Origin of the sequence: Pseudomonas sp. GM84, assembly GCF_000282535.1 — a bacterium.
In the GTDB taxonomy this organism is placed as follows: domain Bacteria; phylum Pseudomonadota; class Gammaproteobacteria; order Pseudomonadales; family Pseudomonadaceae; genus Aquipseudomonas.
Window position 1 is genome coordinate 1 of record NZ_AKJC01000346.1, and the last position, 7,760, is coordinate 7,760.

At 63.6% G+C, this 7,760-nt stretch carries 9 protein-coding genes; 4 read left to right on the forward strand and 5 right to left on the reverse strand.

The genetic code is table 11. The annotated features are described in order from the left end of the window. The 4 genes from lptE to PMI38_RS24965 all read left to right on the forward strand — a co-directional run. The coding region (lptE, locus tag PMI38_RS24950; RefSeq protein ID WP_008100480.1) for an LPS assembly lipoprotein LptE at window positions 1-352 on the forward strand (352 nt) is incomplete at its 5' end. A gap of 37 nt (window positions 353-389) precedes the next feature. Further along, window positions 390-1,427: a DNA polymerase III subunit delta gene (holA, locus tag PMI38_RS24955; RefSeq protein WP_008100482.1), complete on the forward strand. Its 1,038-nt coding sequence runs from the start codon at window positions 390-392 to the stop codon at window positions 1,425-1,427. A 189-nt stretch (window positions 1,428-1,616) separates the two neighbouring features. Next, window positions 1,617-1,781 (forward strand): alternative ribosome rescue factor ArfA, encoded by a 165-nt coding sequence (arfA, locus tag PMI38_RS24960; protein ID WP_008100484.1) that lies wholly within the window; start codon window positions 1,617-1,619, stop codon window positions 1,779-1,781. 60 nt (window positions 1,782-1,841) lie between these two features. Continuing rightward, window positions 1,842-3,158, forward strand: coding sequence for a lytic murein transglycosylase (locus PMI38_RS24965; RefSeq protein WP_008100486.1), 1,317 nt, complete (start codon window positions 1,842-1,844; stop codon window positions 3,156-3,158). Between the two features lie 133 nt (window positions 3,159-3,291). Here the strand turns inward: PMI38_RS24965 and PMI38_RS24970 are convergent, their stop codons facing one another. From PMI38_RS24970 to PMI38_RS24990, 5 genes are all read right to left on the reverse strand, one after another. Beyond that, a complete protein-coding gene (locus PMI38_RS24970) occupies window positions 3,292-4,230 on the reverse strand; it encodes a S66 peptidase family protein (RefSeq protein ID WP_008100488.1) in 939 nt (312 codons plus the stop codon). Window positions 4,231-4,316: 86 nt separating this feature from the next. Further along, entirely contained in the window at window positions 4,317-5,333 is a 1,017-nt protein-coding gene (gene lipA / locus PMI38_RS24975) for a lipoyl synthase (RefSeq protein WP_008100490.1), read from the reverse strand. A 2-nt stretch (window positions 5,334-5,335) separates the two neighbouring features. Then, window positions 5,336-5,983 carry a lipoyl(octanoyl) transferase LipB gene (gene lipB / locus PMI38_RS24980; RefSeq protein ID WP_008100493.1) on the reverse strand — a complete coding sequence of 216 codons (648 nt, stop codon included), beginning with the start codon at window positions 5,981-5,983 and terminating at the stop codon, window positions 5,336-5,338. Next, the gene (locus tag PMI38_RS24985; protein ID WP_008100495.1) at window positions 5,983-6,258 is read right to left on the reverse strand and encodes a DUF493 domain-containing protein; all 276 of its coding nucleotides are present in this window, start codon (window positions 6,256-6,258) and stop codon (window positions 5,983-5,985) included. Before PMI38_RS24985 ends, lipB begins: the two co-directional genes overlap by 1 nt. A gap of 75 nt (window positions 6,259-6,333) precedes the next feature. Then, window positions 6,334-7,494, reverse strand: coding sequence for a D-alanyl-D-alanine carboxypeptidase family protein (locus PMI38_RS24990; RefSeq protein ID WP_008100497.1), 1,161 nt, complete (start codon window positions 7,492-7,494; stop codon window positions 6,334-6,336). Between the last annotated feature and the right edge of the window lie 266 nt (window positions 7,495-7,760).

Genomic DNA, 7,760 nt, shown 5'->3' on the forward strand with positions numbered 1-7,760 from the left:
CCCCAGCCGTACCGCCGAGTACGAGCTCACCACCACGCTCAAGTACAGCATTCTGGGCCTGAACAACCTCGAACTGCTCAACGACAAGGTCGAAGTACGCAAGATCTACGTGCGTGACAGCTCCAACATCACAGGCTCCGAACAGGAAGCCGGCCAGGCACGCACGGAGATGCGTCGTGACCTGGTGCAGTCGATGGTTGCACGCCTGCAGATCCTGACACCCACTCAGCTGGACGAGTTGCAGCGCAAGGCCGACGAACGCGCCAAGGCCGAAGCCCAGGCACTGGAGGCCGCACGCCGCCAGCAGGCGGAAACGCCTCAACAGTCGCCACTGGAAATCCCGGGCCGTTAAGCCCGTGCGGGGCACTTCGGTGCCCCGCCTGTTTCCCATGAAACTCGCCCCCGCCCAACTCAACAAGCACCTGCAAGGTGGCCTGGCCCCGGTCTACGTGGTCAGCGGCGACGACCCGCTGCTGTGCCAGGAAGCCGCCGACGCCATCCGCAATGCTGCTCGCCAGCAAGGTTTCGACGAACGCCAGGTGTTCAGCGCCGACGCCAACTTCGACTGGGGAACCCTGCTCCAGGCCGGTGCCAGTTTGTCCCTGTTTGCCCAGCGCCGCCTGCTGGAGCTGCGGTTGCCGTCCGGCAAGCCCGGCGACAAGGGCGCTGCAGCGCTCATGGAATACTGCGCCAGGCCTGCCGAAGACACCCTGCTGCTGATCAGCCTGCCCAAGCTCGATGGCAGCGCGCAGAAGACCAAGTGGGGCAAGGCGCTGATCGAAGGCGCCCACTGCCAGTTCATCCAGATCTGGCCGGTGGATGCCCAGCAGTTGCCGCAGTGGATCAACCAGCGCCTGGCCCAGGCTGGCCTTTCTGCACAACGCGATGCAGTCGACCTGATCGCCGCGCGGGTAGAAGGCAACTTGCTGGCCGCTGCCCAGGAAATCGAAAAGCTCAAGCTGCTTGCCGAAGGCAACCAGATCACCGTGGAAACGGTCCAGGGCGCCGTAGCCGACAGTGCGCGCTTCGATGTCTTCGGCCTGGTCGATGCCATTCTCAATGGCGAGGCCGCGCATGCCCTGCGCATGCTCGAGGGCCTGCGTGGCGAAGGGGTCGAGCCGCCGGTGATCCTCTGGGCGCTTGCCCGTGAACTGCGGCTGCTGGCCGGGCTGGCCCAGCAGTTCAGCCAGGGTGTGCCGCTGGACAAGGCCTTCAGCCAGGCCCGGCCGCCGGTGTGGGACAAGCGTCGACCGTTGGTCAGCAAGGCCCTGCAACGGCTTTCCGCGCAGCGTTGGGCGCAATTGCTGCAGGATGCCCAGCGCATCGACGCGCAGATCAAGGGGCAGGCCGAAGGATCGCCGTGGACAGGATTGTCGCGGTTGTCGTTGTTGATGGCCGGGCAGCGGTTGGTCTTGCCGCCCGAGTAGCATTCAAGGGCCCTATCGCCGGCAAGCCGGCTCCCACAGGTTCACCACAATGCTCAGGTCCTGTGCTAACCCTGTGGGAGCCGGCTTGCCGGCGATTGGCCCTAAGCCATAAACACAATCAATTGGCCGTGGCCCGGCTACCGGCCTACAGTCCGCCGCGCAACCCATCCCCCAAGCAGGAACCTCTCCATGAGCAGAAAGCCGAAGAAGCACGGCCCCAACAAAGCCAAGTCGATCATCGCCCAACCGCTGTTCCGCTGCCGCCAGGAGCAGCCAGACAAGGGCAAAGGCAGCTACCGCCGCGAAGCCTTCCAATCGAGAGATTGGGAGGCTTCTTACTTTTTGGCCGCATGAAAGCATCGAAAGCGCAGGCATGGTATGGTCGGCACCTGACCTGAAATTCTGGATCTGTGCATGCCCTTCTGCCTCCTCCCCCGTTGGAAATCCCGCCAGCTCATCGCGGCCTCCAGCTTCATCCTGCTCGTCGCCTGCGCGGAAAAACCCACCGCCGCCGACGCCCTGCCGCTGGCACCTGCCCAGCCCGCGCCGGTAGTGACCCTGCCCAGCACCACGCCCGACGTCAGCACTGAAATCCAGCCCCTGCAAAGCTTCGCCCAATGGCAGGCCGGCTTCCGCCAGCAAGCATTGCAAGCCGGCATCGCGGCCAGCACCTTCGACCGCGCCTTCGTGGGCGTCACGCCAGACATGGACGTGATCAAGGCCGACCGCAGCCAGCCTGAGTTCACCCGCCCGGTGTGGGAATACCTCGAGGGTGCGCTTTCACCTTTGCGCGTGCGCAACGGCAAGCGCCTGCTGGAGCAGAACGCCGAGTTGCTGACGCGCATCGAGCAACGCTATGGCGTCGACCGCCAGGTGCTGGTCTCGGTCTGGGGCATGGAAAGCAACTTCGGCCAGTTCCAGGGCAGCAAATCGGTGATTCGCTCGCTGGCCACCCTGGCCTACGAGGGGCGCCGCCCCCAGTTCGCCCAGGACCAGCTGATCGCCGCTTTGCAGATCATCCAGCACGGCGACATCCAGCCTGAAGCCATGCGCGGCTCGTGGGCCGGCGCCATGGGCCAGACCCAGTTCATTCCGACCACCTACAACACCCATGCGGTGGATTTCGATGGCGATGGCCGACGGGATATCTGGAACAGCACGCCAGATGCCCTGGCATCGACCGCGCACTATCTGCAGAGCTCCGGCTGGAAACGTGGCCAGCCCTGGGGCTTCGAGGTACAGGTACCCGCAGGCTTCGACTACTGGTTGGCCGATGGCGCCCAGCGCAAACCGGTCAGCGCGTGGTTGCAACTGGGTGTGAAGCTGCCGGCAGGCACGCAGCTGCCAGCCGGCAGCAACGATCTGTCCGCCGCCCTGCTGCTGCCGGCAGGCGCGCGTGGCCCGGCCTTCCTGGTGCTGGACAATTTCCGCGCGATCCTCAAGTACAACAACTCGTCGTCCTATGCGCTGGCGGTGAGCCTGCTGGGTGATCGCTTCTCGGGCTGGGGCTTCATTGCCGGCAACTGGCCGAAAGAAGATCTGCCGCTGAGCCGCAGCGAGCGCGTGGAGCTGCAGACGCTGCTCAATGCCAGCGGGCATGAAGCAGGCAACCCGGATGGCATCATCGGCGCCAATACCCGCAAGGCAATTCGCAATGCCCAGCAGGGGCTGGGTTGGCCGGCGGATGGGTATCCGACGCACAAGCTGCTGGATAGCCTGCGCCAGCATTGATGTATTGGGGCCGCCTTGCGGCCCTTCGCGGGACAAGCCCGCTCCCACAGGTACTGTGCAAGCCTGACTGTCTGCGCCGTACCTGTGGGAGCGGGCTTGCCCCGCGAAGGGCTGCGCAGCAGCCCCAACTCCTTCAAGCCTTGAACAAATCCTGAGCCAACACCAGGCTCTGCCTGTCGCTATCCAGCCTCACCTGAGCCCCCAGCGGCAGACACACATTCGGATCACAATGCCCACTGCGCCACCCGGCCAGCACTGGCACGCCCAACGGCCCGAAAATGTCCTGCAAAAGGGGCGTCATCGCCGCCACGGTGATCCCGGCAAAATCCCCCACCAGCACACCTCTCACGCCTTCCAGCTTGCCCGCCAGGCGCAGCTGGGTCAGCAGACGGTCCACCCGATACAGCGGCTCGTTCACATCCTCGATGAACAGGATGCTGCCCCGGGTATCGATCTCGGCCACAGTACCCAGGGTCGCGCCCAGCATCGACAAGTTGCCCCCCAGCAAGCGCCCACTGGCCACGCCCGGCAGCACGCAACTCAAGGCAAACGCGCAAGGATGGACAATCTCGTCCCCCTCACCCACCTGCCCTGACAATTGCGCCACCAGCGAAGACTCGGTCGGCTGCTGCTTGGCGCCCAACAAGTCGGCATTGAGCATCGCCCCATGAAAGGTCAACAAACCGGTATGTCGGTAGATTGCCGTGTGCAGCGCGGTGATATCGCTGTAGCCAATCAGCGGCTTGGGGTGACGACGGATCAACTCGAAATCGAGCTTGTCGAGCAGGCGCATGCTGCCGTAGCCGCCGCGCATGCACAGGATCGCGTCGACAGCCGGGTCCGCAAAGGCAGCATGCAGATCCTCCAGCCGTTGTTGGTCAGCGCCTGCCAGGTAACCCTGAGTCTGTTCGGCACCCGGATAGATGCGGCAGCGGTAGCCACGTTCGGTGAACCATTGGCTGGCCTTTTGTGCATCCAGCCGCGCCGGCCCGGCTGGGGCAACAATGGCAAAGCAGGCGTCATGCGGCAACGCTGCGGGCAAACGGGACTCATGGGTTTCAGCGCAATTCATCGCAACTCCTTGCAGCGCATGGCACAAAAACAAAAATGCCGATGCCGCCTTTCGGCGCGCATCGGCATAAACGGCTCACACCAGGATCAGAGCTTGATCTTGGCCTCGTGAGCCTGCTGGTCAGCGTGGTAGGACGAACGCACCAGCGGGCCGGATGCGACGTTCTTGAAGCCCATCTTGTAACCTTCCTCGGCGAACCAGGCGAAGGTGTCCGGGTGAACGAAACGCTGCACCGGCAAGTGGCTGCGCGAAGGCTGCAGGTACTGGCCGAGGGTCAGCATGTCGATGTCATGCTCGCGCATGCGGTGCATCACTTCGATCACTTCTTCGTCGGTCTCGCCCAGGCCAAGCATCAGGCCCGACTTGGTCGGCACGTGTGGTACCAGCTGCTTGAACTTCTGCAGCAGGTCCAGCGACCAGTCGTAGTCGGAGCCCGGACGCGCGGCCTTGTACAGGCGCGGTACGGTTTCCAGGTTGTGGTTGAACACATCCGGCGGCTCTTGCGCGGTGATTTCCAGGGCCACGTCCATACGGCCGCGGTAGTCCGGCACCAGGGTTTCCAGCTGTACGCCCGGCGACAGCGCGCGGATTTCGCGGATGCAGTCGGCGAAGTGCTGGGCGCCACCGTCACGCAGGTCGTCGCGGTCCACCGAGGTGATGACCACGTACTTCAGGCGCAGATCGGCAATGGCGACAGCCAGGTTCTTCGGCTCGTCCAGGTCCAGCGGCTTCGGCCGACCATGGCCGACGTCGCAGAACGGGCAGCGCCGGGTGCAGATGTCGCCCATGATCATGAAGGTGGCCGTGCCACCGGAGAAGCACTCGCCCAGGTTCGGGCAGGACGCTTCTTCGCACACGCTGTGCAGCTTGTGCTTGCGCAGCAGCTGCTTGATGCGGTCGACCTCCGGGGACACCGGGATACGCACGCGGATCCAGTCCGGCTTCTTCGGCAGTTCATCGGTAGGGATGATCTTCACCGGGATGCGCGCGACCTTTTCGGCGCCACGCAGCTTGACCCCAGCTTCCACCTTCTTCGGCGCTGGGCGCGAGGTGGCATCCTGGGTAGGTATCAGGTTCGGCACGGCTTCTTGCACAGTTGTCATATTCAGTCGATTCCGCCCGTCAGGGTCGTCTGCTCAGCATAGTCGAGGTGCTTGACCAGCTGTCCGCGCAGCCTTGTCCTGACCTCGTCGAGTTCGATCGGGCCTGCCAGGTCGCGCAGCTGGGTCATGGCCAGCCCCGCATACCCACAGGGGTTGATTCGGCGGAATGGCGCAAGGTCCATGTCCACGTTCAGAGCAAGGCCGTGGAAAGAACGGCCGTTGCGGATTCGCAGGCCGAGGGAGGCGATCTTCGCTCCATCGACATAGACACCCGGCGCATCGGGCTTGGCCGCGGCAACGACGCCGTAGCTGGCCAGCAAGTCGATCAGGGTCTGCTCGATGCGGCTGACCAACTCGCGCACGCCAAAGCCCAGGCGGCGCACATCCAGCAGCAGGTAGGCCACCAGCTGCCCGGGACCGTGGTAGGTCACCTGGCCGCCACGGTCGGTCTGCACCACCGGGATATCGCCCGGCACCAGCAGGTGCTCGGCCTTGCCGGCCTGGCCCTGGGTGAAGACCGCGGGGTGCTCGACCAGCCAGATTTCGTCCTGGCTGTCCGGGCTACGCTGCTCGGTGAAGCGACGCATGGCTTCCAGCACCGGTTCATAGGGCTGCAGGCCAAGCTCGCGAAAACCGAGACACAAGGACATCAGAGCACCATTTTCACGATGCCGGTCGCGCGCAGGGCGCTGTTGATGTCGTGCAGCTGGTTCTCGCTTTCGGCAACGATGTGCAGCTGCACGGTGGTGTACTTGCCTTCCTTGCTCTGGCGCTCGGCCAGGGTGGAAAGGTCGACCTTGGCGTGCTTGCTCAGGACTTCGATCACCATGTCCTTGAAGCCGACCACGGTGTCGCCGATGACCTTGATCGGGTAATCAGCGCAAGGGAATTCGATTTTGTGCGACTTGACGTCAGGTTCGCTCATGGCGGAAACGGCCTCGTAAGCCGTGGCAACAACAACGCCCCCGCAGTATCGGCGGGGGCGTGGCAGGTCACGTAATCAGTTGAACAACCCGTAGAAGAATAGACGGATGCTATCCCACATACGACGGATGAAACCACCTTCCTCGACGCCATCGAGGGCGATCAGGTCGGCGCTGTGAACCACGTTCTCGTCAAGTTTGACTTCCACTTTACCGATCACGTCACCTTTGGCGATCGGTGCGGTGATCTGCGGGTTCATGGTCATCGAAGCCTGCAGGCGCTTCAATTGGCCTTTAGGCATAGTCATGGTCAGGTCGTTGGCCAGGCCCGCCTTGACGATGCTGGTAGCGCCCTTCCAGACCGGTGCCTGGGTCAGCTCGGTGCCCTTCTGGTAGAAGGTCTGGGTTTCGAAGAAGCGGAAACCGTAGGTCAGCAGCTTCTGGGTCTCGGCAGCACGGGACTGCTCGCTGTTGGTGCCGAACACCACGGCGATCAGGCGCTGGCCGTCGCGTACGGCCGAAGCCACCATGCAGTAGCCGGCTTCGTCGGTGTGGCCGGTCTTCAGGCCGTCGACGGTCTTGTCACGCCACAGCAGCAGGTTGCGGTTGGGCTGCTTGATGTTGTTCCAGAAGAACTCTTTCTGCGAGTAGATCGCGTAGTGCGCCGGATCGATGTCGATGATGGCACGGGCCAGCAGCGCCATGTCGTGGGCCGAGGAGTAGTGCTCCGGGTTCGGCAGGCCGGTCGGGTTCATGAAGTGGCTGTTGGACATGCCGATGTCGGCAGCGGTCTTGTTCATCATGTCGGCGAAGGCGTCTTCGCTGCCGGCGATGTGCTCGGCCAGGGCGACCGACGCGTCGTTGCCCGACTGGATGATGATACCGTGCAGCAAGTCACTGACGGTGACCTGGCTGCCAACCTTGATGAACATGCGCGAACCGCCGGTGCGCCAGGCGTTCTCGCTGACGGTGACCGGGTCGTTCTCGCCGATCTGGCCACGACGGATGTCCACGGTGGCGATGTAGGCAGTCATCAGCTTGGTCAAGCTGGCTGGCGGCAGACGCTCGTCACCGTTGTTCGCGACCAGCACGTTGCCGCTGGACGCGTCCATGAGTACGTAGGACTTGGCTGCCAGTTGCGGTGGTGCCGGCATCATCTGCTCGGCCGCGAAGGCAGCAGGCGTGAGCATCAGCAGTACGGGCAGGCATAGTCGTTTGGCAAGGTTGGTGATGTTCATCCGTCTCTCGAAAATCGCTAATGGTCTGAGATGTTCCCTGGGCCACATCGTGTGCCCAGCGCCAGTCAGTCTAGTTTTGGAGGCTGCAGTGCAGCCTGGCGCAACGCGCAAAAGCTGGCATTGTACATGGCCGCGCCCGGCAATTCATGACAAAACCGACAGTTTGGCGGTGCCATTTACTGGCCTCATCGTCGGCGAGCCGGCTCCCACACCGAGTGCGAAACCAGTGGGGTCCCTGTGGGAGCCGGCTTGCCGGCGATGAAGCC